The 22925-nt window shown below is 63.8% G+C and carries 22 protein-coding genes and 1 pseudogene; 10 read left to right on the plus strand and 13 right to left on the minus strand.

What is annotated here, in order from left to right:
• Positions 1-84 precede the first annotated feature (84 nt).
• On the plus strand, positions 85-549 hold the full coding sequence (gene bfr / locus KUO17_RS06180) for a bacterioferritin (RefSeq protein WP_217974286.1): 465 nt from the start codon (positions 85-87) through the stop codon (positions 547-549).
• Positions 550-635: 86 nt separating this feature from the next.
• Here bfr and uvrA read toward each other — a convergent pair whose 3' ends face one another.
• Positions 636-3470 carry an excinuclease ABC subunit UvrA gene (gene uvrA / locus KUO17_RS06185; RefSeq protein ID WP_217974288.1) on the minus strand — a complete coding sequence of 945 codons (2835 nt, stop codon included), beginning with the start codon at positions 3468-3470 and terminating at the stop codon, positions 636-638.
• A 129-nt stretch (positions 3471-3599) separates the two neighbouring features.
• On the opposite strand from uvrA, the gene KUO17_RS06190 reads away from it, so the two are divergent.
• Entirely contained in the window at positions 3600-4994 is a 1395-nt protein-coding gene (locus KUO17_RS06190; RefSeq protein WP_217974290.1) for an MFS transporter, read from the plus strand.
• A gap of 9 nt (positions 4995-5003) precedes the next feature.
• Positions 5004-5528, plus strand: a complete 525-nt coding sequence (locus KUO17_RS06195) for a single-stranded DNA-binding protein (protein ID WP_217974291.1) — start codon at positions 5004-5006, stop codon at positions 5526-5528.
• Between the two features lie 80 nt (positions 5529-5608).
• Here KUO17_RS06195 and KUO17_RS06200 read toward each other — a convergent pair whose 3' ends face one another.
• From KUO17_RS06200 to KUO17_RS06210, 3 genes are read right to left on the minus strand one after another with little or no spacing between them, the layout of a single operon-like run.
• A complete protein-coding gene (locus KUO17_RS06200; protein WP_217974293.1) occupies positions 5609-6055 on the minus strand; it encodes a hypothetical protein in 447 nt (148 codons plus the stop codon).
• Positions 6052-6621 carry a hypothetical protein gene (locus tag KUO17_RS06205; RefSeq protein WP_217974295.1) on the minus strand — a complete coding sequence of 190 codons (570 nt, stop codon included), beginning with the start codon at positions 6619-6621 and terminating at the stop codon, positions 6052-6054. Before KUO17_RS06205 ends, KUO17_RS06200 begins: the two co-directional genes overlap by 4 nt.
• Positions 6622-6653: 32 nt before the next feature.
• Positions 6654-8042: an aminotransferase-like domain-containing protein gene (locus tag KUO17_RS06210; RefSeq protein WP_217974297.1), complete on the minus strand. Its 1389-nt coding sequence runs from the start codon at positions 8040-8042 to the stop codon at positions 6654-6656.
• A gap of 409 nt (positions 8043-8451) precedes the next feature.
• On the opposite strand from KUO17_RS06210, the gene KUO17_RS06215 reads away from it, so the two are divergent.
• The 3 genes from KUO17_RS06215 to KUO17_RS06225 are packed head-to-tail and all read left to right on the plus strand — an operon-like array spanning position 8452 to position 11067.
• Positions 8452-9477 carry a TauD/TfdA family dioxygenase gene (locus KUO17_RS06215; protein ID WP_217974298.1) on the plus strand — a complete coding sequence of 342 codons (1026 nt, stop codon included), beginning with the start codon at positions 8452-8454 and terminating at the stop codon, positions 9475-9477.
• A gap of 31 nt (positions 9478-9508) precedes the next feature.
• Entirely contained in the window at positions 9509-10294 is a 786-nt protein-coding gene (locus tag KUO17_RS06220) for a sulfite exporter TauE/SafE family protein (RefSeq protein WP_217974300.1), read from the plus strand.
• 20 nt (positions 10295-10314) lie between these two features.
• Complete coding sequence (locus KUO17_RS06225; protein ID WP_217974302.1) at positions 10315-11067, plus strand: SDR family NAD(P)-dependent oxidoreductase; 753 nt, start codon at positions 10315-10317, stop codon at positions 11065-11067.
• 12 nt (positions 11068-11079) lie between these two features.
• Here the strand turns inward: KUO17_RS06225 and KUO17_RS06230 are convergent, their stop codons facing one another.
• Complete coding sequence (locus tag KUO17_RS06230) at positions 11080-12072, minus strand: asparaginase (protein ID WP_217974304.1); 993 nt, start codon at positions 12070-12072, stop codon at positions 11080-11082.
• Between the two features lie 84 nt (positions 12073-12156).
• Positions 12157-13599: an alanine/glycine:cation symporter family protein gene (locus KUO17_RS06235; protein ID WP_217974306.1), complete on the minus strand. Its 1443-nt coding sequence runs from the start codon at positions 13597-13599 to the stop codon at positions 12157-12159.
• A 174-nt stretch (positions 13600-13773) separates the two neighbouring features.
• Here KUO17_RS06235 and KUO17_RS06240 point away from each other — a divergent pair, with 174 nt between their 5' ends.
• Positions 13774-14592, plus strand: a complete 819-nt coding sequence (locus tag KUO17_RS06240) for a helix-turn-helix domain-containing protein (protein WP_217974307.1) — start codon at positions 13774-13776, stop codon at positions 14590-14592.
• 12 nt (positions 14593-14604) lie between these two features.
• Here the strand turns inward: KUO17_RS06240 and KUO17_RS06245 are convergent, their stop codons facing one another.
• The gene (locus tag KUO17_RS06245; RefSeq protein WP_217974309.1) at positions 14605-15447 is read right to left on the minus strand and encodes an alpha/beta hydrolase; all 843 of its coding nucleotides are present in this window, start codon (positions 15445-15447) and stop codon (positions 14605-14607) included.
• A gap of 253 nt (positions 15448-15700) precedes the next feature.
• Here KUO17_RS06245 and KUO17_RS06250 point away from each other — a divergent pair, with 253 nt between their 5' ends.
• Positions 15701-16585: a sugar nucleotide-binding protein gene (locus KUO17_RS06250; protein ID WP_217974311.1), complete on the plus strand. Its 885-nt coding sequence runs from the start codon at positions 15701-15703 to the stop codon at positions 16583-16585.
• A pseudogene (locus KUO17_RS06255) lies at positions 16578-17506 on the plus strand (NAD-dependent epimerase/dehydratase family protein). Before KUO17_RS06250 ends, KUO17_RS06255 begins: the two are co-directional and overlap by 8 nt.
• 49 nt (positions 17507-17555) lie before the next feature.
• On the opposite strand, the gene KUO17_RS06260 reads toward KUO17_RS06255, so the two are convergent.
• The 5 genes from KUO17_RS06260 to KUO17_RS06280 all read right to left on the minus strand — a co-directional run bounded on the left by KUO17_RS06260 (position 17556) and on the right by KUO17_RS06280 (position 21428).
• Complete coding sequence (locus KUO17_RS06260) at positions 17556-18239, minus strand: OmpW/AlkL family protein (protein ID WP_217974312.1); 684 nt, start codon at positions 18237-18239, stop codon at positions 17556-17558.
• A 109-nt stretch (positions 18240-18348) separates the two neighbouring features.
• Positions 18349-18861, minus strand: coding sequence for a DUF3299 domain-containing protein (locus tag KUO17_RS06265; RefSeq protein WP_217974388.1), 513 nt, complete (start codon positions 18859-18861; stop codon positions 18349-18351).
• An 11-nt stretch (positions 18862-18872) separates the two neighbouring features.
• Entirely contained in the window at positions 18873-20138 is a 1266-nt protein-coding gene (locus KUO17_RS06270; protein WP_217974314.1) for an ABC transporter permease, read from the minus strand.
• A complete protein-coding gene (locus KUO17_RS06275; protein WP_217974316.1) occupies positions 20138-20857 on the minus strand; it encodes an ABC transporter ATP-binding protein in 720 nt (239 codons plus the stop codon). The genes KUO17_RS06270 and KUO17_RS06275 overlap by 1 nt, the downstream gene beginning before the upstream one ends.
• Before the next feature lies 1 nt (position 20858).
• Positions 20859-21428 carry a DUF2796 domain-containing protein gene (locus KUO17_RS06280; RefSeq protein ID WP_217974317.1) on the minus strand — a complete coding sequence of 190 codons (570 nt, stop codon included), beginning with the start codon at positions 21426-21428 and terminating at the stop codon, positions 20859-20861.
• Between the two features lie 125 nt (positions 21429-21553).
• Here KUO17_RS06280 and KUO17_RS06285 point away from each other — a divergent pair, with 125 nt between their 5' ends.
• On the plus strand, positions 21554-21901 hold the full coding sequence (locus KUO17_RS06285; RefSeq protein ID WP_217974319.1) for a hypothetical protein: 348 nt from the start codon (positions 21554-21556) through the stop codon (positions 21899-21901).
• Between the two features lie 125 nt (positions 21902-22026).
• Here KUO17_RS06285 and trxA read toward each other — a convergent pair whose 3' ends face one another.
• On the minus strand, positions 22027-22899 hold the full coding sequence (trxA, locus tag KUO17_RS06290) for a thioredoxin (RefSeq protein WP_217974321.1): 873 nt from the start codon (positions 22897-22899) through the stop codon (positions 22027-22029).
• Between the last annotated feature and the right edge of the window lie 26 nt (positions 22900-22925).

Here is a 22925-nt window from a genome sequence, read left to right on the forward strand (position 1 = left end):
TTTTAGCGGTTTTAGCGTAATTTGCAGTGACCTGTCAGTCATCCTGGTTCACACTATGGCTTTCAAACAGGGAGAGTCAGGGCAATGCAAGGTCACCCGGACGTAATCGATTACCTCAACACGTTGCTGACGGGCGAACTGGCAGCACGCGACCAATATTTCATTCACTCGCGGATGTACGAAGACTGGGGCTTGAGCAAGCTCTTCGAACGTATCAACCACGAGATGGAAGAAGAGGCGCAACACGCCGACGCCCTGATGCGCCGTATCCTCATGCTGGAAGGCACTCCGCGCATGCGCCCGGACGACCTCGATATCGGCACCACCGTGCCGGAGATGATCGCTGCCGATCTGCGCCTGGAGTACAAGGTGCGCGCCGCGTTGTGCAAGGGTATCGAGCTGTGCGAGCTGCACAAGGACTACATCAGCCGTGACATCCTGCGCGTTCAGTTGGCCGACACCGAAGAAGATCACACCTACTGGCTGGAGAAGCAGCAGGGCCTGATCAAGTCGCTCGGCCTGGAGAACTACCTGCAGTCGCAGATGTAATCGGTCTTGCAATGAAAAAGGCCATCGGGTTCGCCCGATGGCCTTTTTTTTGTTCCTGCCGCACACTGCTTTCGCAGGAGCCGGCCTCAGGCGCGGTCGCGAATCAGCAGCGGCTTGAGGTAATACCCCGTGTGCGACTGTTTCATCTCGGCCAGCTCCTCAGGCGTACCGCAGGCGATGATCTGACCGCCCTTGGAACCACCCTCAGGTCCAAGGTCCACCAGCCAGTCGGCGGTCTTGATCACGTCCAGGTTGTGCTCGATCACCACCACCGTGTTGCCGTGGTCGCGCAGGCGGTGCAGCACGTCCAGCAACTGCTGGATGTCCGCGAAGTGCAGGCCGGTGGTCGGTTCATCGAGGATATACAGCGTCTTGCCGGTATCACGCTTGGACAGCTCGCGTGACAGCTTGACCCGCTGCGCTTCGCCACCGGACAGCGTGGTCGCCGACTGCCCCAGCTTGATGTACGACAGCCCCACATCCATCAGGGTCTGCAGCTTGCGCGCCAGCGCCGGTACCGCATCGAAGAACTCGCGGGCTTCCTCGATGGTCATTTCCAGCACCTCGTGGATGTTCTTGCCCTTGTACTTGATCTCCAGGGTCTCGCGGTTGTAGCGCTTGCTCTTGCACACGTCGCACGGCACGTAGATATCCGGCAGGAAGTGCATCTCGACCTTGATCAGGCCATCGCCCTGGCACGCCTCGCAGCGCCCGCCCTTGACGTTGAACGAGAAGCGCCCTGGCCCGTAGCCACGCGAGCGCGACTCCGGCACGCCGGAGAACAGTTCGCGGATCGGCGTGAACAGCCCGGTATAGGTTGCCGGGTTGGAGCGCGGCGTACGGCCGATCGGGCTCTGGTCGATGTCGACCACCTTGTCCAGGTGCTGCAGGCCGTCACAGCTGTCGTGAGCGGCTGCCTCCAGGGTGCTGGCACCATTGAGCGCCGTGGCGGCCAGCGGGAACAGGGTGTTGTTGATCAACGTCGACTTGCCTGATCCCGACACGCCGGTGACGCAGGTCAGCAGGCCGATCGGGATTTCCAGGTCGACGTTCTGCAGGTTGTTGCCACGCGCGCCCTTGAGTTTGAGCGAGAGCTTCTTGTTGCGCGGGGTACGCTTGGCCGGCACGGCAATCTTGACCCGTCCCGAGAGGTACTTGCCGGTCAGCGAGTCCGGGTGCGCCATCACTTCGGCCGGGGTCCCCTCGGCAACGATCTGGCCACCGTGCACGCCGGCGCCCGGGCCGATATCGACCACGTAGTCGGCCATGCGAATGGCATCCTCGTCATGCTCCACCACGATCACCGTGTTGCCGATATCGCGCAGGTGGTTGAGGGTGCCGAGCAGGCGATCGTTGTCGCGCTGATGCAGGCCGATGGACGGCTCGTCGAGGATGTACATCACCCCCACCAGCCCCGCGCCGATCTGGCTGGCCAGACGGATACGCTGGGCTTCGCCGCCGGACAAGGTGTCGGCACTGCGGTCCAGGGTCAGGTAGTCCAGGCCCACGTTGACCAGGAACTGCAGGCGTTCGCAGATCTCCTTGAGGATCTTGTCGGCGATCTCGCCGCGTCGCCCGGTCAGCTTGAGGCCGCCAAAATAGTCGCTGGCATCGCCGATCGGCAGGTTGGTCACCGCCGGCAGGGTTTTCTCGCCCACCCACACGTGCCGCGCCTCGCGACGCAAGCGGGTGCCACGGCAATCAGGGCAGGGCTGGGTGCTGAGGAACTTGGCCAGTTCTTCACGCACGGTGGCCGACTCGGTTTCGCGGTAGCGTCGCTCCAGGTTCGGCACGATGCCTTCGAACGGGTGCGATCGCTTGACGATATCGCCACGGTCGTTGAGGTACTTGAAATCGACGTTCTGCTTGCCGCTGCCGCTGAGGATGACCTTCTGCTGTTCGGCCGGCAGTTCGTTGAACGGCACCTCGAGGCTGAAGCCATAGTGCGCAGCCAGTGAGCCGAGCATCTGGAAGTAGTAGACGTTGCGCCGGTCCCAGCCACGGATCGCACCCTCGGCCAGGGTCAGCTCGCCATTGACCAGGCGCTTGATGTCGAAGAACTGCTTGACCCCCAGACCGTCGCAGGTCGGGCAGGCGCCAGCGGGGTTGTTGAACGAGAACAGCTTGGGTTCCAGTTCGCTGATCGCATGGCCGCAGATCGGGCAGGCGAAGCGCGCGGAGAAGATCATCTCTTCGCCAGGCTCGTCGTCCATCGGCGCCACCAGGGCGATGCCGTCGGCCAGCTTCAGCGCGGTCTCGAACGACTCGGCCAGGCGCTGCTGCAGGTCTTCGCGCACCTTGAAGCGGTCCACCACCACATCGATGCTGTGCTTCTTCTGCTTGTCCAGCTTGGGCAACTCGTCCAGCTCGAACAGCTTGCCGTTGACGCGGGCGCGCACGAAGCCCTGCGCGCGCAGCTCTTCGAACACCGCCAGGTGCTCGCCCTTGCGCTCGCGGATCACCGGGGCCAGCAGCATGAGCTTGCTGCCCTCGGGCTGGGCCAGCACCAGGTCGACCATCTGGCTGACGGTCTGGGCCTCCAGCGGGATGTCGTGGTCCGGGCAGCGTGGGGTGCCCACCCGCGCATACAGCAGGCGCAGGTAGTCGTAGATCTCGGTAATGGTGCCCACGGTCGAGCGCGGGTTGTGCGACGTCGATTTCTGCTCGATGGAAATGGCCGGCGACAGGCCTTCGATGGTGTCGACGTCGGGCTTTTCCATCATCGAGAGGAACTGGCGAGCATAGGCCGACAGCGACTCCACATAACGGCGCTGGCCTTCGGCGTACAGGGTGTCGAACGCCAGCGATGACTTGCCGGACCCGGACAGGCCGGTGATGACGATCAGCTTGTCCCGGGGCAGGGTCAGGTCGATGTTCTTAAGGTTGTGGGTACGTGCCCCACGAATCAGGATCTTGTCCACTGCGGCCTCGCTCGGCGGGCATAAACGGAGGAGTATACGGCGCGCTGCCATCACGCGGCAAAGCGTCGCGTATATGCCGTTAACCGATGGGACTGGTAGAATCGCCGCCGGTTCACACGAGGTTTATCCATGCACGATCCCCACAGCGAACGCATGAGCGGCAGCGAGACGCGCGCCGCAGGCGGCCTGGCCCTGGTGTTCGCCTTCCGTATGCTGGGCATGTTCATGGTGCTGCCGGTACTGGCCACCTATGGCATGGACCTGGCCGGTGCCACGCCCGCACTGATCGGCCTGGCCATCGGCGCCTACGGCCTGACCCAGGCGGTGCTGCAGATTCCGTTCGGGGTCGTTTCCGATCGCATCGGCCGGCGCCCGGTGATCTACCTGGGGTTGGTGATCTTTGCCCTGGGCAGTGTGCTGGCGGCCCAGGCGGACTCGATCTGGGGTGTGATTGCCGGGCGTATCCTGCAGGGCGCCGGCGCGATTTCGGCGGCGGTGATGGCGCTGCTGTCGGACCTGACCCGCGAGCAGCACCGCACCAAGGCCATGGCCATGATCGGCATGAGCATCGGCCTGTCGTTTGCCGTGGCGATGGTGGTGGGGCCGCTGGTGACCCGTGCCTTCGGGCTGTCGGGGCTGTTCCTGGCCACGGCGGCGATGGCGCTGGTGGGTATCGGCCTGATCGCCTTTGTGGTGCCGGCCTCCAACGGCCCCTTGGCGCACCGCGAGTCGGGCGTGGCCAGGCAGGCGCTGGGGCCGACCTTGCGCCATCCCGACCTGTTGCGCCTGGACGCGGGCATCTTCGTGCTGCACGCGATCCTGATGGCCAGCTTCGTTGCCTTGCCGCTGGCGTTCGTCGAGCGCGGCGGCCTGCCCAAGGAAGAGCACTGGTGGGTCTACCTGACCGCCTTGCTGGTTTCATTCTTCGCAATGATTCCGTTCATCATCTACGGTGAAAAAAAGCGCAAGATGAAACGTGTCCTGCTGGGTGCGGTCAGTGTGCTGATGCTGACCGAGCTGTTCTTCTGGGAGTTCGGCCGCAGCTTGCAGGCGCTGGTGATCGGCACGGTGATCTTCTTCACCGCCTTCAACCTGCTGGAGGCGTCGTTGCCGTCGCTGATCAGCAAGGTGTCGCCTGCGGGGGGCAAGGGCACGGCAATGGGGGTGTACTCCACCAGCCAGTTCCTGGGCGCGGCGCTGGGCGGCATCATGGGTGGCTGGCTGTTCCAGCACGGTGGTTTGAGCGTGGTTTTCCTGGGGTGCGCAGGCCTCTGTGCCCTTTGGTTGGCCATAGCTGTTACTATGCGCGAACCACCTTACGTGACGAGCCTGCGCCTGCCGTTATCGCCTGAAGCGATTCGTGAAGCGGGCTTGACCGAGCGCCTCAAGGCCGTGCCGGGTGTGACCGACGCAGTGGTGGTGGCAGATGAAGCCGCCATCTATATCAAACTGGATACACAAATTTTGGATCGTACGACCCTGGAGCTGCTGGTAAACCCGGCGCCCGCGGCGTGCCAAGCCTAGGAGAACGTTATGGCCCGTGGGGTTAACAAAGTCATTTTGGTCGGCACTTGCGGCCAGGACCCTGAAGTTCGCTACCTGCCCAACGGCAACGCGGTGACCAACCTCAGCCTGGCCACCAGCGAGCAGTGGACCGACAAGCAGAGCGGCCAGAAGGTCGAGCGTACCGAGTGGCACCGTGTGTCGATGTTCGGCAAGGTGGCCGAGATTGCCGGCGAGTACCTGCGCAAGGGTTCGCAGGTGTACATCGAAGGCAAGCTGCAGACCCGCGAGTGGGAAAAAGACGGCATCAAGCGTTACACCACCGAGATCGTGGTCGACATGCAGGGCACCATGCAACTGCTGGGCGGTCGCCCGCAGAACCAGGACGGCTCGCAGCAGGGCGGTGGCGGCAACAACTACAACCAGGCCCCGCGTCAGCAGGCCCCTCAGCAGCAGCGCCCGCAGCAGGCCCCTCAGCAGCGCCAGGCGCCGCAACAGGCTGCGCCACAGCCAGCACCGGATTTCGACAGCTTTGATGACGATATCCCGTTCTGAGCCCTGGCATCTGCCTGGCTTGAACTCAAACGCCCGATGCCTTGCATCGGGCGTTTTGCGTCATGAGGGACTGCTTCTCATCAGGTGTCGTAGTACCCACTGTCCCACGGCGCGAAAAACGCCATGTAATGCCCCGGCACCACATCCACTGCCCAATCGTCATCCGGCGCTTCGGGTTCGCGCAATTCGAAGCCGAACACCGTGCCTTCCCGTTCGACGGTAAACGGCGCCACTTCGATGCGCTCGAATGTCACCTCGCCAAGGTCATCCAGGCGTTGGTCGTAGCGTGCCCTGGCGGCATCTCTGTCAAAGCTGGCGCGCGGCCCCAGGCTGTCGATCTGTGCACTGCGCAAAGAACCGTCCGCATTGAACAGGTACAGCGCGATGTACTCGCAGCCAGGTTCATCCCCTTGGGCTGAGCAGAACGGGGTGGTGAGGAAGAACTGCAAGCCATCCTTGGTCCGGCCCACATGCCGGGCGTAATAGTCATCATGGTCCAAGGCGATCAACTGCGGGGCCGTGTTCATGCCTGCTTGCCCCCCAGTGCCAGTGCAGTCAGCGCCCTGAGCATCGGTGTGCGATAGTCCATATCTTTTTCGTTCCAGTAGATGAGCCCATCGGGCAGGTTGACGTTGAAAAAGCTCTCGTAATACCGCCCGGCGTCCGCCGCATCGGCGTCCTGGCCAAACAGCTTCAGGCGCATCGGCCCATCGGTCAGGCCGGTGGGCGCTTGCTGCAGCGCTACCACGGTGAGCGCCTCGGTGGTGGTGGGCGCCACCTCGCTCACCGGCATCTCGTACAAGCCGGCCAGCGCGCTGATGAAGCGCTCGGTTTCGACACCCAGCGACGACAGTACCACCCCTTCGCGGTACACGTGCGCCTGTAGCAATTGCATGTCGGCATCGAAGCCCGGCCCCACCTCGCTGATGAGCCTGACCTTCAGCCCCACGGGTTGCTCGGCGAATGAGGCGCGCAGGTCGAAGTGATAATGCCCGGCGTGGTGTTCCAGGTTCTGCACCTTGAACACGCAGTCGACAAAGCCGTCTTCACTAAACTGCGCCAGGCAGGGGAGTCCGTTTCTATCCAGTTCCATCCAGGTGCTCCGGTACGTCCAACGATGTGCTGTCAGTAAAACAGGCGTGGCTCCGGCGCGGCCAGCAGGCTCGCCAGTTTGGTCAAGGCAAAGCGCAGTTCGTTGCGCCCTGGTGTCATCAGGGCGATACGTACCCCGCAGGTGCTGCTGCTGCGCTGGGCGAGAAACTGGCTGCCACTGACCACCGCCACGCCGTTGGCTCGTGCCAGGTTGGCGAACTCGTCGCTGGTCCACGGCTCGGGCAGTTCCAGCCACAAGTGGAAGCTGTTGGGCTGCGAGCGAATACGGTAGCTGCCCAGAATCTCGCTGGCCATCTGCTGGCGTGCCGCGGCTTCCTGTTGCTGAACCTTCACCAGGTGTTCTGCCAGATCGCTGTTGATCACATTGCTGGCCAACTGCGCCATCAGCGGGGAGGGCATCCACACACTGCTGCGCACCATCGACGAAAGGCGCGACAGGGTATCGGGTGGTGCATGCAGGTAACCGATGCGCAGCGCCGGCAGAATGCTCTTGGACAGGCTGGTCAGGTAGATCGAGCGTTCCGGCGCATAGGCAGAAATCGGCTTGTGCTGCGGGCTGGGCTGCAGGAAACCGTAGATGTCATCGTCCACGATGAACACGTCGAACTCGCGGGCGATCTGCGCGATCGCCTCCCGGCGTGCGGCCGGCATGATCGAGTTGGTCGGGTTCTGGTAGGTGGTCACGCAGACCAGCAGGGCAGGGCGATGTTCGATGCAGGCGGCGCGTAACGCGTCGGGCACCAGGCCGTGTTCATCGATGCGTACCCCATGCAGGCGTCGGCCCAGGCCGTGGGCAAGGGAGATGATGCCGGGATAGCAGTACTCCTCGCACAGGATCACATCGTTGGCCTTGGACAGGCTGCTCAGGGTCACCAGCAACCCGTGTTGTGCACCTGAGGTCAGCACGATCTGTTGCCAGTTGGCCTCTGGCAGGCTGCGCTGCACCCAGCGTGCCCCGGCCTGCTTGTGCAGGGCATGGCCGCCGTCGGTGGTGTAGTCGAGCACCTGGCTCAGGTCTGGCGCATGGGCCAGCTCAGCGATCGACTGGCGCAGCCAGTCGGTGGTGTTGGCATCGTTGGGTTTGATGATCGACAGGTCGATCGGTCCGTGCTCGGCCTTGTCGCCAGCATGCCTGGCGTCCAGCGGCTGCGGGCTGTTGCCTTTTTGTTGCAGTACGAACGTGCCGCGCCCGACTTCACCGACCACCAGCGCGCGCTTGGCGGCTTCGTCGTAGGCGCGGCCGATTGTGCCGGGCGTGACATTCAGGGCCTGGGCCAGGTCCTTGAGGGTGGGCAAGCGCTCACCGGCCGCGAGGCGCCCGGCGGCGATGTCGTGCTCCAGGGCGTCGGCAATCATCAGATAGACCGGCTGCCCCTGGCCGCTGTATTGAGGAACCCACATAGGTAGCACACCAGAATTTACTGAAGCGCGAGAGCGTAGCATGAAAGCGGATTCCAGTGTAATCGAGCCAATTTTTGGCTATTGAATCGATTGAAGTGGGCCGCGTCCGGCGGGGTAGGGGGTCGATTTCCCATTGGTATGCCGCGAGCATGCCTTGCACGTCCCTGTTTGCTGGGTTTTATGCCGTCCGTCAGTCAAGGTTCAGAAATAAATTGAATCGAATTTATTTTCAAGATTACAATCATTGAGTCGATTCAATTGCGTGATGGGGTCGACGTATTGCTGTGCCCGATGTTGCGCCTGGCGTTGCCAGCGTGTGATTGGGCTCACAAAAAACAGTCGGGCCGATACGCCTGGCCTTGAATTCTGCGAATGGCATCGCGCCTGGCAACATGGAAGTCTTGTCGAAATGGAAAGTGCACACCTCAAGCCCGCCGTTGCGGCGGCCAGCACCCTGGAAATACGATTGCCCTGGGTTGTCTCCAGTGCCTGGCAGACGGTACTGAAGCAGACGCCCCTGGACTTCGAAGCCAACAAGGACATCTACTTCCAGCTCAAAGAGCAAGCGCAGGACGTGTTGGGTAACGTACTGACCCAGCAGGTGCGTGACTTCGTGCTGGACCCGCAACTGACCTCGATGGTCATCCGCAACTGTCCGCGCGACGCCGACACACCGCCCACGCCATACTCCGGCGTACTCAGCCCGCAGAGCACGCCGATTGCCTGCCTGGTCAGCCTGTCGCTGCAGAGCCTGCTGGGCATCCACCCGGTGGTGTACGAAGGCGAGAACGGTGGGCGCCTGTTCCGCCACGTGATCCCGGCGCGTACGTCCTCCAGCCAGAAAAGCTCACACGGTTCGCGCCTGCGGTTTTCCTACCATGTGGACAACCCTGACCTGCCGCTGTCGTCCGAGCGCGTCGACAACCTGTCGTGCTGCCCGGAGTACCTGTCGTTCGTGGGAATGCGCTGCGACCCGCGTATCAATACCACCCTGGTCAACCTGGATGACGTGGTCCAGGCCTTGCCGGCCGCCACCGTACGTGAACTGAGCCTGCCCCAGTTCGAGGTGCGCCGCCCCGACTCCTTCGCCAGCAATCGCCGCAGTACCCCGGGCTTGCCGGTGCTGGTGCGTGGCCTGGCCAACGAGTGGCTGTGCCGCTTCGACAGCGAAAACACCCACGGCATGAACGCCGGTGCCGAATGCGCGTTGAACACGCTGCGGGCGCTGCTGGAGTCGCGCCGCTTCGACGAGCCGCACCTGCTGCTGCCGGGCGACTTCATGATCTTCAAGAACCAGCGCGTGCTGCATGCGCGCGACGGTTTCGAACCGCACAACGATGGCGCCGATCGCTGGCTGATTCGCCTGTTCGCGGTCAACGACCTCAACCGTGTGCACTACGCACGCGCCGACCATCTGTACGAAGTTCGTTCGTAACGATTTCTCTGGTTCAACCTCGGGTAACACTATGGAACTGCTGGGCGCGTATTGGGCTGAACATTGGGTATTGGCGATCCTGCTGCTGGGGGCGATTGCCTTCATTGCAGGTTTCGTCGACAGCATCGCAGGTGGCGGTGGCCTGTTTCTGGTGCCGGGCTTCCTGCTGGTGGGCTTGCCACCGCAGGTCGCCCTGGGCCAGGAAAAACTGGTCAGTACCCTGGGTACCCTGGCGGCCATCCGCAATTTCCTGGCCAACAGCAAGATGGTCTGGAAGGTCGCGCTGGTGGGCGTGCCGTTTTCACTGATCGGTGCCTACCTCGGCGCGCACCTGATCGTCTCGATTCCGCAGGAGACCGTCGGCAAGATCATTCTGGCGTTGATACCGGTGGGCATCCTGATTTTTCTGACGCCCAAGGACCGCCCCGTGCAAGAGCACGAACTGTCCAGCCGCATGCTGTTCACCGTGGTGCCCCTGACCTGCCTGCTCATCGGTTTCTACGACGGGTTCTTTGGCCCGGGCACCGGCAGCATGTTCATCATCGCCTTTCACTACCTGCTGAAGATGGATCTGGTGTCCAGTTCGGCCAACTCCAAGACCTTCAACTTTGCCTCCAATATCGGTGCGCTGGTGGCCTTCGTCATCGCGGGCAAGGTGGCCTATCTGCTGGCGCTGCCGCTGGTGGCCTGCAACATCCTGGGCAATCACATGGGCAGCGCCCTGGCCATTCGCAAGGGCAGCGAAGTGGTGCGCAAGGTGCTGGTGCTGTCGATGCTGTGTCTGTTCGCCAGCCTTGGCGTGAAATACCTGGCTTGATCCTATTCAGTGGAGACTCTATGAAAACAGCATTTGTGACCGGCGCTTCCGCAGGTTTTGGTCGTGCTATCTGCCGCACCCTGATCGCGGCGGGCTATCGCGTGATCGGTGGCGCACGGCGCCTGGACAAACTCGTCGAGCTCGAGCGCGAACTGGGCCCTGAGTTCATTGCGCTGGCACTGGATGTCACGGACATGGCCTCGCTCGATGCGGCGGTGGGGCAGATTCGCGAGGCCGCGCTGAACATCGACGTGCTGGTCAACAACGCCGGGCTGGCGCTGGGCATCGATCGGGCGCCGGCCTGCAGTACGCAGAACTGGCAGCGCATGATCGACACCAACATCACCGGGCTGGCCATGGTCACCCACCGCATATTGCCGGGCATGGTCGCGGCCAACAGTGGCCTGATCATCAACATCGGCTCGATCGCCGGCACCTATCCCTATCCGGGCGGCAACGTGTACGGCGCCAGCAAGGCATTCGTCAAACAGTTCAGCCTGAACCTGCGGGCGGACCTTGCCGGCACCCGCGTACGCGTCAGCAACATCGAGCCGGGCCTGTGTTCGGGCACCGAGTTCTCGCTGGTGCGTCTGGACGGTGACACGCAGGCGGTGGCGTCGCTGTACAAGGATGTCGAAGCCATCCTGCCTGAGGATGTGGCCAATACCGTGGCCTGGATCGCGCAATTGCCCGAGCATGTGAACATCAACTCGATCGAGATCATGCCGGTTGCGCAAAGCAGTGCCGGCCTGAGTATTGCGCGCAATCTGTGAGGGCCTGGCGGGTTACTGCGCCGCCTCGCCGCACAGGTCCAGGGCGAACCAATGCTCGGCAGTGGCGGCGTCAAGGCCGGCGCCGAGCAAGGCGAACAGCTTGCCCAGCGCCGCCTCGCGGGTCATGCCGCCGGCGCTGACCAGCCCGGCATCACGCAAGCGACTGCCGGCGGCGTAGGTGTCGAACACCACGCTGCCCTGCGGGCACTGACTGATCGCCACCAGCACGACGCCACGTTCGCGGGCGTGCTCCAGCACATGCAGCAGCGCCTCGTCGTCGGAGGGCCCGGTGCCACTGCCGTAGCACTCCAGCACCAGGCCTTGCACCCCGCTGTCCAGTATCCCGCGCAGATGGGCGGCCTGCAGGCCGGGGAACACCGGCATCACGGCCAGGTTCACAAGCTGGCGTGGCTGGCAGTAACTCAGCGCGGCAGGCAGCGTTTCGGCGTGGGCGGCCTCGCGCTGGCGTGGCTGTGCGGCAAACGCATCGAAGGCTTCGCTGCGCAGCTTGCTGGTGCGCGCGCCATGCAGCAGTTGGCCGTTGAAATACACCTGCACTCCGGCTGCAATGCCGTCATCGAACATGCGCAAGGCGCCTCCCAGGTTGGCCCAGGCATCGCTGCCTGGCAGCCCGGCTGGCAGCATCGAGCCGGTCAGCAATACCGGTACCTCCAGGCCCAGCAACAGGAATGACAGCGCTGCGGCGCTGTAGGCCAGGGTATCGGTACCGTGCAGCAGCAGGATGGCGTCGTGTCCGTCGCGCTCTACCGCCTCGACGATGGCGTCACGCATGGCCAGCCAGTTGGCCTGCTGCATGTTGGCGCTGTCCAGCAGCGGCGACAGTTCGCGCAGGTGCCACTGCACCTTGGGGGCATCGGCCTGTTGCGCCAGCCAGTCGCGCATGCGTGCTTCGAAGCCGCCGGCCGGCGCCAGGCCTTGAGGGGTTTGCAGCATGCCGATGGTGCCGCCGGTATAGAGCACGAGGAGGTTCTTGACTGCGTGCATGGTGAGCCTTCCGGGCAGGTAAAAAGAAGAGTGTACTGGAAATGAAAAAGCCGCCCGCAGAAGGGGCGGCTTGTGGCTGGCGACTCAGCGTTGCGCTTGAGCTTGGCCTACCGTCACGGTGCTGGCGCTGTCGGCTTTGTTGCCTGCAGGCCAGGCGTTGGTGTCCAGGTCCAGGTCGGCGAACTTGGCCGAGTCGAACACCGGTTGCTGGATACCGGCCTTGCGCTGCTCGTCATAGTCGCGCATGACCCGCAGGCCGATCTTGAACAGCATGGCCAGGGCGATCAGGTTGACGAAGGCCAGGCACGTCATGGTGATGTCGGCGAAGGCGAACACGGTCGACAGGTTCTGCACCGAGCCCCACACGATCAGCGCCAGCACCAGAGCGCGGTAACCCATCAGCACGGCGCGGTTACGGGTCAGGAACTGCAGGCTGGTTTCGCCCAGGTAGTAGTTGTAGAGGATGCAGGTGAACACGAACAGCGACAGCGCGACGCTGACGAACAGGCGGCCCCAGTCACCGACCACGGCGGCGAGTGAGTTCTGGGTCAGGACGATGCCGTCACCTTCGAAGCCCGGGGTGTAGAAGCCCGACAGCAGAATCAGCAGCGCGGTGCAGGTGCAGATCACGAAGGTGTCGAGGAACACGCTGAACGCCTGTACCACGCCCTGCGCGCCAGGGTGCTTCACGGCCGCCACGGCGGCCACGTTTGGTGCACTGCCCAGGCCTGCTTCGTTGGCGAACACGCCGCGCTTCACGCCCATGACGATGGCGCTGCCGAGCAGGCCGCCGAAGGCCGGGTCGAGGCCGAAGGCGCTCTTGAAGATGGTTTCCAGCATGGCCGGCACGTGGTCGATCTGGCTGCCGATCACGTACAGGGTCACGCCGATGTAGGCCAGGGTCTTGACCGGAACCAGCAGGTCGGAAACCGACGCGATGCGTTTGATGCCGCCCAGGAACACAATGGCCAGCAGCACCGCCAGTGCCAGGCCGGTGTGCTCCGGTGCGAAACCGAAGGCGTTCTGCAGCGAGTGGGTCACGGTGTACGACTGCAGGCCGTTGAAGGCGAAACCGTAGGTCACCAGCAGCAGCACCGAGAACACCACGGCCATCTTGCGCAGCTTCAGGCCGTGCAGGATGTAATAGGCCGGGCCGCCACGGTACAGGCCGTCACCGTCGGCGCGCTTGTAGACCTGAGCCAGGGTACATTCGAAGAAGCTGCTGGACATGCCGACCAGCGCGGTCACCCACATCCAGAACACCGCACCCGGGCCACCCAGGGTCACGGCAATGCCGACGCCAGCGATGTTGCCGGCGCCCACGCGCCCTGCCAGGCTGAGCATCAGCGCCTGGAACGAACTCAGTTGGCCAGCCTGGCCGCGCAACGATTCCTTGAACACACCGAACATGTGGCCGAAATGGCGAAATTGGACAAAGCGGGAGCGGATAGTGAAATAGCTACCCAGTCCGACGATAAGCACGATAAGGAGTTTCCCCGAGAGGAAATCGTTGAGCACTTCGAGCATGGCGTGACCTCGATTCTTGTTCTTGGTTTGAAAGACGTTTGGCCGGCGTCGACGCGCCGTGTCCATGGGGCGAATGGTTGGCCATGACAAACAACGTTACAATTTCGCGGGTTGCTCTCAGTTGATGCGAGTTGATGCTAAAATTGCGTCTATCGCATCAATCGGTACCTGGTCATGAGTGAACACCTGGGCATCAATCTCAAGCTGGCGTGCAGCCATTACCGCTCTATTTCGGAGGTTTGCCGGCAGCTCTCGATCAACCGGGCGCAGTTCAACAAGTACCTGAGTGGCCAGAGCCAGCCGACGGCCTACAACCTCAAGCGCATCGGCGACTTCTTCGGTGTGGAGGATTACGAGTTGGGCTTGCCGCCGGAGCAGTTCGCGCGGCTGATCGGTGCGCGCAGTTCGGCGCTTTCCAGCCCTGCCCAGGCCGACCCGTTGCTGGAGCTGCTGCGCCCGTTGCGCGAGCATGCCGGCAATCTTTCGCGCTATTGCGGCTACTACTTCGAATACTCCAACTGCATGTCGGTGCCTGGTGCGATCCTGTTGTCGCTGGTGCACCTGCGCGAGGAGCGCGGCAGTTTCCTGTTCGAGCGCCAGGAGCGCCAGGAGCGTTCCAGCAGCACCGACGTGCAGGCCGAGGACTGGGTGCGTTGCCGTTACCTGGGGGCGGCGTTCCAGTTGCAGGACCGACTGTTCCTGATGGACTACGAGTCGCTGACCGTCAACGAGATGAGCCAGACCATCCTGATCCCCAGCTTCAAAAGCCGCATCACCCGGCTCAACGGGCTCAAGACCGGCGTGTCCAGCGGGGACCGGCGTACTCCGGCCTGTACCCGGGTGGTGTGGGAATACCTGGGCACTGAGATCAACCGCATCAATGCGTTCCGTCAGGTCAAGTTGTACCGTCCGGACGATCCGCGCATCGACGACGATGTACGCGAACGTCTCAATGTCGGGCCAATCCGCAATGGCCTGTTCGAGATCGAGTGAGGCGCTGCCTCCTCACGCCTGGATAAAGGTCGCCACCTGCCGTGCCAGCGCATCCGCCAGCACGGGCTGTGCGCGCAGGTGCGCGGCGATGCCATGGTCGCAGTCCTCCAGGCGTACGAGCTCCAGCTGGCCCGGGCGCAGCGCAGCGCGCAGACCGTCGACGACCTCTTCAGGGATCGGGCTGTAGCGCTGCCCCCCGTCGATGTCCACATACCCTGCCGAGGTGCCGGCCGGGCGCCCGAAGTCGGCGGCCTGCAGGCCGTCGTATTGCCCCAGCAACAACAGCACACGGCCCTGGAACCGGCGCAGGAACGCGAAGCTGTCACTGTCCATGAACCCGTGGGGCGCGCTGATCGCGCGGGTGAAGTCCGGGCCGAACGGCGCGGGGTACGCACTGTCGGCATACACCGCCGGGCAGATCAGGATCAGCCGTTGCACCTGGCGGGCATGCTGGGCGGCGACCTTGAGCGCCAGCGCGCCCCCCAGGCTATGGCCGATCACCGTGGTGCAGCGGTGCTCCACATGCCGGAAGAACCGCAGGGCCTCGTCCAGGTTGGTGCGCAGCGACGGCACGCCGGCGCCGGGCAGGCTGGCCCTGCTATGTCCCGACAGGTTGCCGGTCAGCGAGCCGATACCCAGCGCCTGCAGGCGATACAGCAACGGGTTGAAGTGGGTAAAGTCGCTGCGCGCCCCGCTCAGCATGAACAGCGGTGGGGCGTGTTCGATGTCTGGAATCAGCAGGCGAGCTTCCTGGGTGTAGCCGTCGAACGCCTCCACCACCAGGCACTCGCGGCCCGGGCTGGGTTCGTCGAATTGCCAGCGTTCGCGTCCGTGTGCAGCCGTTCTGATCGGCATGAAAGCGTCCTCTTGCCTGCGGATTAAGGTCGACAAGTCGAGATAGCACCTATGAAGCTGAATTTTTACAGTAGATGCAGTCAGGCATTTCTGGTTGGCGTATAGGCTATTTCTTGAACTGCGTGAAACCCCTCACACCGATTCGGCCGTGGCATTAGACTTTGGCGGCCAACTTCCCTGCGTTGGACTTCCCTTGCCGGAAGCCGCAAAATATCGGCTTTCCTTCAATTATCTGACCGGACCTGCTGACTCTATGCGAATGCGCCTGATGCTGTTGGGTGGTGGAAATGCCCTTGGGCAAGCGCTGATTCGCTTGGGGGCCGAGGAAGATATCGGCTTTCTGGCACCGCGCCCACCGGACCAGGGTTGGGATGCGGCGAGCCTGACCCAGTTGCTCGACGATACCCGCCCCGACGCCGTGGTCAACCTGGCCTACTACTTCGACTGGTTCCAGGCCGAGTCGGTCAGCGAGCAGCGTCTGGCCTCGCAAGAGCGTGCAGTCGAGCGTCTGGCCGAGCTGTGCCAGCATCACAATATTGTGCTCTTGCAGCCGTCCAGCTACCGCGTGTTCGACGGGTCGCGGGCCACTGCGTACAGCGAAAAAGACGAGCCGGTACCCCTGGGGCTGCGCGGCCAGGCGTTGTGGCGCATCGAGCAGAGTGTCCGCGCCACCTGCCCGCAGCATGTGCTGCTGCGCTTTGGCTGGGTGCTCGATGACAGTGTCGACGGCGTGCTGGGGCGTTTTCTGACGCGCGCCGAACAGCCGCAGGAACTGCTGCTGGCCGACGACCGGCGAGGTAACCCTACGCCGGTCGACGATGCCGCGCGGGTCATTCTGGCGGTGCTCAAGCAACTCGATTGTGGCGCGCCGCTGTGGGGCACCTATCATTATGCTGGCAATGAGGCCACCACGCCGCTGGCGCTGGGGCAGGCGCTTCTGAGCGAGGCGGGGCAATTGCATGCGCTGGCGGTGCAGGCGCCGACCGCGCAGGCCCACGCCGCTCGCCCGGACGCCGCTGAAGAGCCGCAGCATGCGGTGCTGGCGTGCAAGAAAATTCTCCATACCTTCGGCATCAAGCCACGTGCCTGGCGCGCCGGCCTGCCGACCTTACTGGACCGATTCTATCGTCATGGCTGATGCTCCTATCCTGATTACCGGGGGTGCCGGCTTCATCGGCTCCCACCTGAGCGACGCGCTGCTGGCCAAGGGTTACGGGGTGCGGGTGCTCGACGACCTGTCCACCGGCAAGCGCAGCAACCTGCAACTGGACCATCCGCACCTGCAGCTGGTGCAGGGAGATGTGGCCGATGCTGCCCTGGTCGCCAAGGTGGCCGAGGGGTGCCAGGCCGTGGTGCACCTGGCGGCGGTGGCCTCGGTGCAGGCGTCGGTGGATGACCCGGTCAGGACCCACCAGAGCAACTTCATCGGCACCCTGAATGTCTGCGAGGCAATGCGTCTGGCGGGTATCCGGCGGGTGTTGTTTGCCTCGAGCGCGGCGGTGTACGGCAACAATGGCGAAGGCCAGGCGATCGACGAAGAGACGCCCAAGGCACCGCTGACACCGTATGCCGTGGACAAGCTGGCCAGCGAGCAATACCTGGACTTCTACCGTCGCCAGCATGGGCTGGAGCCGGTGGTATTCCGCTTCTTCAACATCTTTGGGCCACGCCAGGACCCATCGTCTCCGTATTCGGGCGTGATCAGCATTTTCAGCGAACGTGCTGTCAACGGGACGCCGATCAGCCTGTTTGGCGATGGCGAGCAGACCCGTGACTTCCTCTACGTGGGAGATCTGGTAACGGTGATGGTGCAGGCGCTGGAGCAGTCGCAGGTGCAAGAGGGTGCAGTGAATGTGGGCTTGAACCAGGCCACCTCGCTGAACCAGTTGCTGGAGGCGCTGCGTGCCGTGGTGGGGGCGTTGCCGCCGGTGAGCTACGGGCCGGCGCGTTCAGGCGATATCCGTCACTCGCGCGCGAACAATCGGCGCTTGCTGGAGCGTTTTGAATTCCCCGAGCCGACGCCTTTGGCCCAGGGCTGGCGCGCCTGCTGGGGCGCTGAGGTCTGCAGCAGACCCAAAAAAGCCCCGACTGATCGGGGCTTTTTTGTTTTAGAACTTGTAACCGATACCCACCATGTAGACCCACGGGTCCACTTCCACGTCCACCTTGGTCTTGCGCACGCCCAGTGCGCTTGGGCCGTCGATGGTGGCTTCGGTGTTGATATCGATGTACCACACGGCGGCGTTCAGCAGCAGGTTGTCGGTCAGCATGTAGTCCATGCCCAGTTGCCCGGCCAGGCCCACCGAGTCCTTCAATTTGATGTTGCTGAAGCCTTGCGCCTTGCGGTTGCTGCTCAGGTCTTCATCGAAGAACAGGGTGTAGTTCAGGCCGATACCGGCATACGGCTGGAATTTGGAGGTCGGCTCCATCGGGTAGTACTGCAGCGACAGGGTCGGTGGCAGTTGCTTGATGTCCGCCAGCTTGCCATCCAGGCCGGCGCCCAGGCCCTTGACCCCGACTTCGTGCTGGAATGGCGTGGCCGCCAGCAGCTCCAGGCCAACGTGATCGGTGATCATGTAGGCAAAGGCCAGGCCCAGTTGGGTGTCGCTGGTCAGCGTCGCTTTGGTGCCGCTCTGCTTGGCGCCATCGAGCTTGATTTCGCCGCTGTCTTCATTCGGTGCGGTGGTGATGGAACCGGCACGCAGGATGAAATCACCCGCCTGGTGGGCGTGGGCAACAGGGGCTGCAAGCGCCAGGGCAATGAGCGAGGCGCTGAGCAAGGACGTGTTCATGGAAGCTCCCAAAGGACGTTTAGAATTTAATGAGTCCAATGGTAAGGAGCTGACAGGCGGTAACTGTTGACGCAGCTCAATGAAACGGCAAACGCCTCAGCGCGGCCAATTATTGTAGTTCATAGGCATAGATCTTCTCGGCATCCATCTGATAACCGGCCTCGGCCAGCTCACTGCTGGAGGCCTTGACCTGCATCGGCCCCTCGATCCAGTAGGGCTGGTAAAGCTCCTCGACCTTGACGCCGATTTCACTGAACACATGCACGATCTGGTTCGACGGCGGCGGCGGCACATGGATGCACGCGCCGTAGTAGGGCACCAGCAGAAACTCGGTGGTGCGGCCTTGCTCGCTGACTTCCAGCGGCACGATGTAGCCGGGCAGCTTCACCTGCTGCCCGTCGAGTGTCTTCACCACCGGTGCGTCGGGCGCCTGCTGCTGCGCCGCCGGGCCGCTTTCGCCGGCCAGCGCGCTGCTCAGTTGCGACAGGTCGTGCAGCGGTGTCAGCTGCGGCTCGATCACCGGCGCGCCCTCGGGTATCAGTTGGGGCCATTCCAGGGTACGCGGCTCCTCCGCCCACAGCGGCGGGGCAATCAACAGCAACAGCAGCAGGGCACGACGAATCAAGGGCATTCTCACAGGTGGATGGACAAACCGTCGGCCAGCGACTGGCGATAGGCGCGCCAGGCCGGGATGCTGCCCATCAGCACGGCGGCGCCCAGGATGATCCCGAGCAGCGACCATTCGTGGCCGCTGGGCAACGCCAGCGGCAGGTACAGGCCGTAGTTGGCCTGCACATAGCCCTGGGCCAGCGCGATGCCAAGGTAAAGCAGGCCCAGGCCGCTCGCAATACCCGCCAGCGCCAGGGCGAAGGCTTCCACTACCAGCAGGCCGGCGATATGCCAGGGGCGCGCGCCCACCGAACGCAGGATCGCCATCTCGCGCCGGCGTTCGTTGAGGCTGGTAAGAATCGCCGTGAGCATACCGATCAGGCCGGTCAGCACCACGAACAGCGACACCACGAACAGTGCCTGTTCAGCCGTGCCCATCAGGCTCCACAACTCCTGCAGCGCCACCCCCGGCAGGATCGCCAGCAGCGGTTCGCCGCGAAACTCGTTGATCTCGCGTTGCAGCGTGAAGGTGCTGATCTTGTTGTTCAGGCCCAGCATGAACGCGGTGATCGCCTTGGGCGTGAGGTCCATGCTGCGCGCCTGCTCGGCACTCACGCGCCCCGCGCCCCTTGCGGGCATGCCGTTCTGCCAGTCGACGTGGATCGCCTCCATGCCGCCCAGACTGATGTGCAGGGTACGGTCCACCGGGGTGCCGGTACGTTGCAGAACGCCCACCACGGTGAACGGCTTGTCGTCATGCTTGACCAGGCTGATGGCCGCAACACCGTGCGCCAGCACCAGCTTGTCGCCCAGCGTGTAATGCAGCGCCTCGGCCACCTCGGCACCCAGCACCACCTCGAACGGGTCGCTGGCGAATGCGCGGCCGCTGGCCAGTTGCAGGTGCTGCTTGCGCCCGTACTGGTAGTGTTCGAAATAGGCCGTGGTGGTGCCCATTACCCGGTAGCCGCGGTGCGAGTCGCCCAGCGACATCGGGATCGCCCACTTCACCCGCGGGTTGCGGGCGTAGTGCTCGAAGCTGTCCCAGCGGATGTTGTTGGTCGCGTTGCCGATGCGGAACACCGAGTACAGCAGCAGGTTGACCGAGCCCGAGCGTGCACCGACGATCAGGTCGGTGCCGCTGATGGTGCTGGCAAAGCTGGCGCGCGCTTCGGTGCGCACCCGCTCCACGGCCAGCAGCAGGCACACCGACAGGGCGATGGCGAAAGCGGTGAGCACCGCGGTGAAACGGCGGTTGGCGAGGCTCGCCAGGGCAAGGCGCAGCAGGTACATCAGGCCTCCAGGTCGCTGGCGGGGCGCATGGCGCGGTTGAGTTCGGCCAGCGACAGCTGGCGGTCGAACAGGGGCGCCAGGCTCTGGTCATGGCTGACGAACAGCAGGCTCGAACCGGCTGCGCGGCATTCGGCGAACAGCAGGGCGATGAAGGCTTCGCGGGTGTCGGCATCCAGCGCCGAGGTCGGCTCGTCGGCGATCACCAGTTCCGGTTGGCCGATCAGCGCACGGGCGGCGGCGACCCGTTGCTGCTGGCCGATCGACAGGCTGTCGGCGCGACGGGCGAGCAGGGCAGGGTCGTGCAGGCCCAGGTGGGCCAGCAGTGCGGCGGCGGCCTGGTCGACACTGCCGTGGCGCTCGCTGGCGCGCTGGGCGCGGCTGCGCGAGAAACGGCAGGGCAGTTCGACGTTCTCGCGTACCGACAGAAACGGCAGTAGGTTGAACTGCTGGAAGATGTAGCCGGTATGGTCGACGCGAAAGCGGTCGCGGGCGCCTTGCTTGAGCTCGCCCAACTCCTGGCCCAGCAGGCGGATGCTGCCGCGGTCGGCTTTCTGCACGCCGCCGAGCAGGCCGAGCAGGGTGGTCTTGCCGCTGCCGCTGGGCCCTTTCAGAAACAGCGACTCGCCGGCCTCCAGGCGCAGCGACGCAATGTCCAGCAGTTCCGGCTGGCCGGGCCAGGCAAAGCCCAGTGCGGTCAGTTCGATCAGTGCCTGGCGCATCTCAGAAACTGATCGCGGCGTTGGTCGGGGTGAGTTCCACGCCCTTCTGGCCAGTGGGGCCGACCAGTTGCAGCTGGATTTTCTGCGTGGCCGGGAAGGCCTTGAACAGCGGCGTCAGGTCCAGGCGGGTGAGCTGGGCCGGGGTGGCGCACTCAAACTTGTAATGGGCATTGATGTCGCTGTGGTCGTGATCGTGTTCGTCGCCGTCTTCGTCGTGGGCCGGCTTGTCGCCAAACAGCGGGCTTTCCAGTTCCTGGTCGGTTTCGCTGCAACCGGCAGCCTCGGCCAGGCCGAACAGCGCCAGCGGTTGTTCCAGCTGCACGCGCACGGCTGCGACCTTGGCCTTGTCGGCGACGGAGGTGGCGGGGTGCTCGAAGCCCACCAGGTTCATGGCCGGGCTGTCTAGCTCCAGTTCCAGGGCATTGCCGTCGAGTGCCACGTTCAGGTGAGCGACGCCATGTTCATGGGCGCCCAGGCTGCCGTGCGCGTGGTCATGGTCATGATCGTCGTGGGCATAAGCCAGACTCAGGGGCAGCAGGGCGAACGGCAAGGCAAGCAGCAGGCGACGCATGGGCAGAGCTCCGGAAGGCGCTGAAAGAGTTTCGAAATGTTATAACAACTTGTCGGCTGCGCACCAGTGTCGCTGGATGAAACTTCGTGGGAGCATGGGCGCCTGATCGAGTGGAGGATGCGAACGTGCGTATTCGTGGACACATCGGCGAGTGGCCGGTGGATTTGAGCGTGGAACTGGAACCCCATGAGTGGGCCCAGTTGGGTGGGCAGTTGGCGCAGGCCCCGGCAGCGGCGGGGGTGAGTGCGACGCCGGTGGCGGCGTCAGCGCGGCCGGACGATGCGCTGTGGCAGGCGGCGCGCGAGGTGCTGCGCACGGCCGGGCAGCTCGACGGGCCTGCGTTGCTGGAGGCGCTGGAAGGGTTGGCGGGCAATACGGCAGCGGGTAAGCGTCTGCTGGTGCGCCTGCGCCATAGTGCGGATGTGAAGGTGGAAAGCGGGGCGGATGCGCCGGTGTATCACTGGGTCGGCTGAAACACCGCGTCGCGCCTTTCGCTGGCAAGCCAGCTCCCACAGGCACCAGGTTGCGCTTGAGGGCAGTGGAGAACACTGTGGGAGCTGGCTTGCCAGCGAAGGGCTGCAGGGCAGCCCGGCGATGTTCAATACAATGCGGCAAACAGCTTGCGACGGTACTCAAGCACCAGCGCATGGTCGTTGCCCAGCAGGTCGAATACCTGCAGCAAGGTCTTGTGCGGCAACCCGCCCTCGTAGCCACGATTGCGCTTGAACAGCTTCAGCAGGCCTTCGAGTGCGGCCTCGTACTGCTGGCGCGACAGCTGCTGTATCGCCAGCTGGTACGCCGCCTCGTCGTCCTCGGCGTTCTGCGCCAGGCGCGACTTCAGGTCGGCGACATCCGGCAGGCTGGCGGCCTGCCTGAGGAATGTGAGCTGCGCCTTGGCACCGGCCAGCGCCGCCTTGTGCTCATCACTCTTGACCGCATCCAGCACGGCCTGCGCTTCACCCAGCTCGCCACGCTCAGCCAGGCAGCGGGCATAAAGGATCAATGCAGCGGCGTTGCTGTTGTCTTCGCCCAGCAGCGCCTTGAGGGTGGCTTCGGCCTCGCTGAAGCGCCCTTCGCCAAACTGCCCCTGCGCCAGTACCAGTGGGTCGGCCGCTGCCGGTGGCGGCATCTGCACATGGGGTTCGAGCATCGCGCGGATTTCCGATTCCGGGCGTGCCTCGGCAAAGCCGTCCACCGGCTGGCCGTCCTTGAACAGCACCACGGTCGGCAGGCTGCGGATGCCGAAGCGCGCCACGATGTCCTGCTCGATATCACAATTGATCTTGGCCAGCAGCAGCTCGCCCTGATAGTCGGCGGTGATTTTCTCCAGCAGCGGCATCAGCACTTTGCACGGTGCGCACCAGTCGGCCCAGAAGTCGACGAGCACGGGCTTGACGAAGGAGTTCTGGATCACCGACTGATCGAAGTCGGTGCTGGTGGCGTTGAAGATGTACGGGGTTTCCTGGCTCATCGCGACTCTCGCAAATCCTTGAATGG

Origin of the sequence: Pseudomonas aegrilactucae, from assembly GCF_019168305.1 — a bacterium.
GTDB lineage: Bacteria > Pseudomonadota > Gammaproteobacteria > Pseudomonadales > Pseudomonadaceae > Aquipseudomonas > Aquipseudomonas aegrilactucae.

Bases quoted from the DNA above. Each gene is read 5' to 3' on its own strand.
- KUO17_RS06190 (WP_217974290.1), top strand. From the start codon at position 3,600: ATGCACGATCCCCACAGCGAACGCATGAGCGGCAGCGAGACGCGCGCC.
- KUO17_RS06220 (WP_217974300.1), top strand. From the start codon at position 9,509: ATGGAACTGCTGGGCGCGTATTGGGCTGAACATTGGGTATTGGCGATC.
- KUO17_RS06280 (WP_217974317.1), bottom strand. From the start codon at position 21,428: ATGCGTCGCCTGCTGCTTGCCTTGCCGTTCGCCCTGCTGCCCCTGAGT.
- KUO17_RS06215 (WP_217974298.1), top strand. From the start codon at position 8,452: ATGGAAAGTGCACACCTCAAGCCCGCCGTTGCGGCGGCCAGCACCCTG.
- KUO17_RS06260 (WP_217974312.1), bottom strand. From the start codon at position 18,239: ATGAACACGTCCTTGCTCAGCGCCTCGCTCATTGCCCTGGCGCTTGCA.
- KUO17_RS06225 (WP_217974302.1), top strand. From the start codon at position 10,315: ATGAAAACAGCATTTGTGACCGGCGCTTCCGCAGGTTTTGGTCGTGCT.
- bfr (WP_217974286.1), top strand. From the start codon at position 85: ATGCAAGGTCACCCGGACGTAATCGATTACCTCAACACGTTGCTGACG.
- KUO17_RS06205 (WP_217974295.1), bottom strand. From the start codon at position 6,621: ATGGAACTGGATAGAAACGGACTCCCCTGCCTGGCGCAGTTTAGTGAA.
- KUO17_RS06230 (WP_217974304.1), bottom strand. From the start codon at position 12,072: ATGCACGCAGTCAAGAACCTCCTCGTGCTCTATACCGGCGGCACCATC.
- trxA (WP_217974321.1), bottom strand. From the start codon at position 22,899: ATGAGCCAGGAAACCCCGTACATCTTCAACGCCACCAGCACCGACTTC.
- KUO17_RS06275 (WP_217974316.1), bottom strand. From the start codon at position 20,857: ATGCGCCAGGCACTGATCGAACTGACCGCACTGGGCTTTGCCTGGCCC.
- KUO17_RS06240 (WP_217974307.1), top strand. From the start codon at position 13,774: ATGAGTGAACACCTGGGCATCAATCTCAAGCTGGCGTGCAGCCATTAC.
- KUO17_RS06200 (WP_217974293.1), bottom strand. From the start codon at position 6,055: ATGAACACGGCCCCGCAGTTGATCGCCTTGGACCATGATGACTATTAC.
- KUO17_RS06195 (WP_217974291.1), top strand. From the start codon at position 5,004: ATGGCCCGTGGGGTTAACAAAGTCATTTTGGTCGGCACTTGCGGCCAG.
- KUO17_RS06270 (WP_217974314.1), bottom strand. From the start codon at position 20,138: ATGTACCTGCTGCGCCTTGCCCTGGCGAGCCTCGCCAACCGCCGTTTC.
- KUO17_RS06250 (WP_217974311.1), top strand. From the start codon at position 15,701: ATGCGAATGCGCCTGATGCTGTTGGGTGGTGGAAATGCCCTTGGGCAA.
- KUO17_RS06235 (WP_217974306.1), bottom strand. From the start codon at position 13,599: ATGCTCGAAGTGCTCAACGATTTCCTCTCGGGGAAACTCCTTATCGTG.
- KUO17_RS06210 (WP_217974297.1), bottom strand. From the start codon at position 8,042: ATGTGGGTTCCTCAATACAGCGGCCAGGGGCAGCCGGTCTATCTGATG.
- KUO17_RS06245 (WP_217974309.1), bottom strand. From the start codon at position 15,447: ATGCCGATCAGAACGGCTGCACACGGACGCGAACGCTGGCAATTCGAC.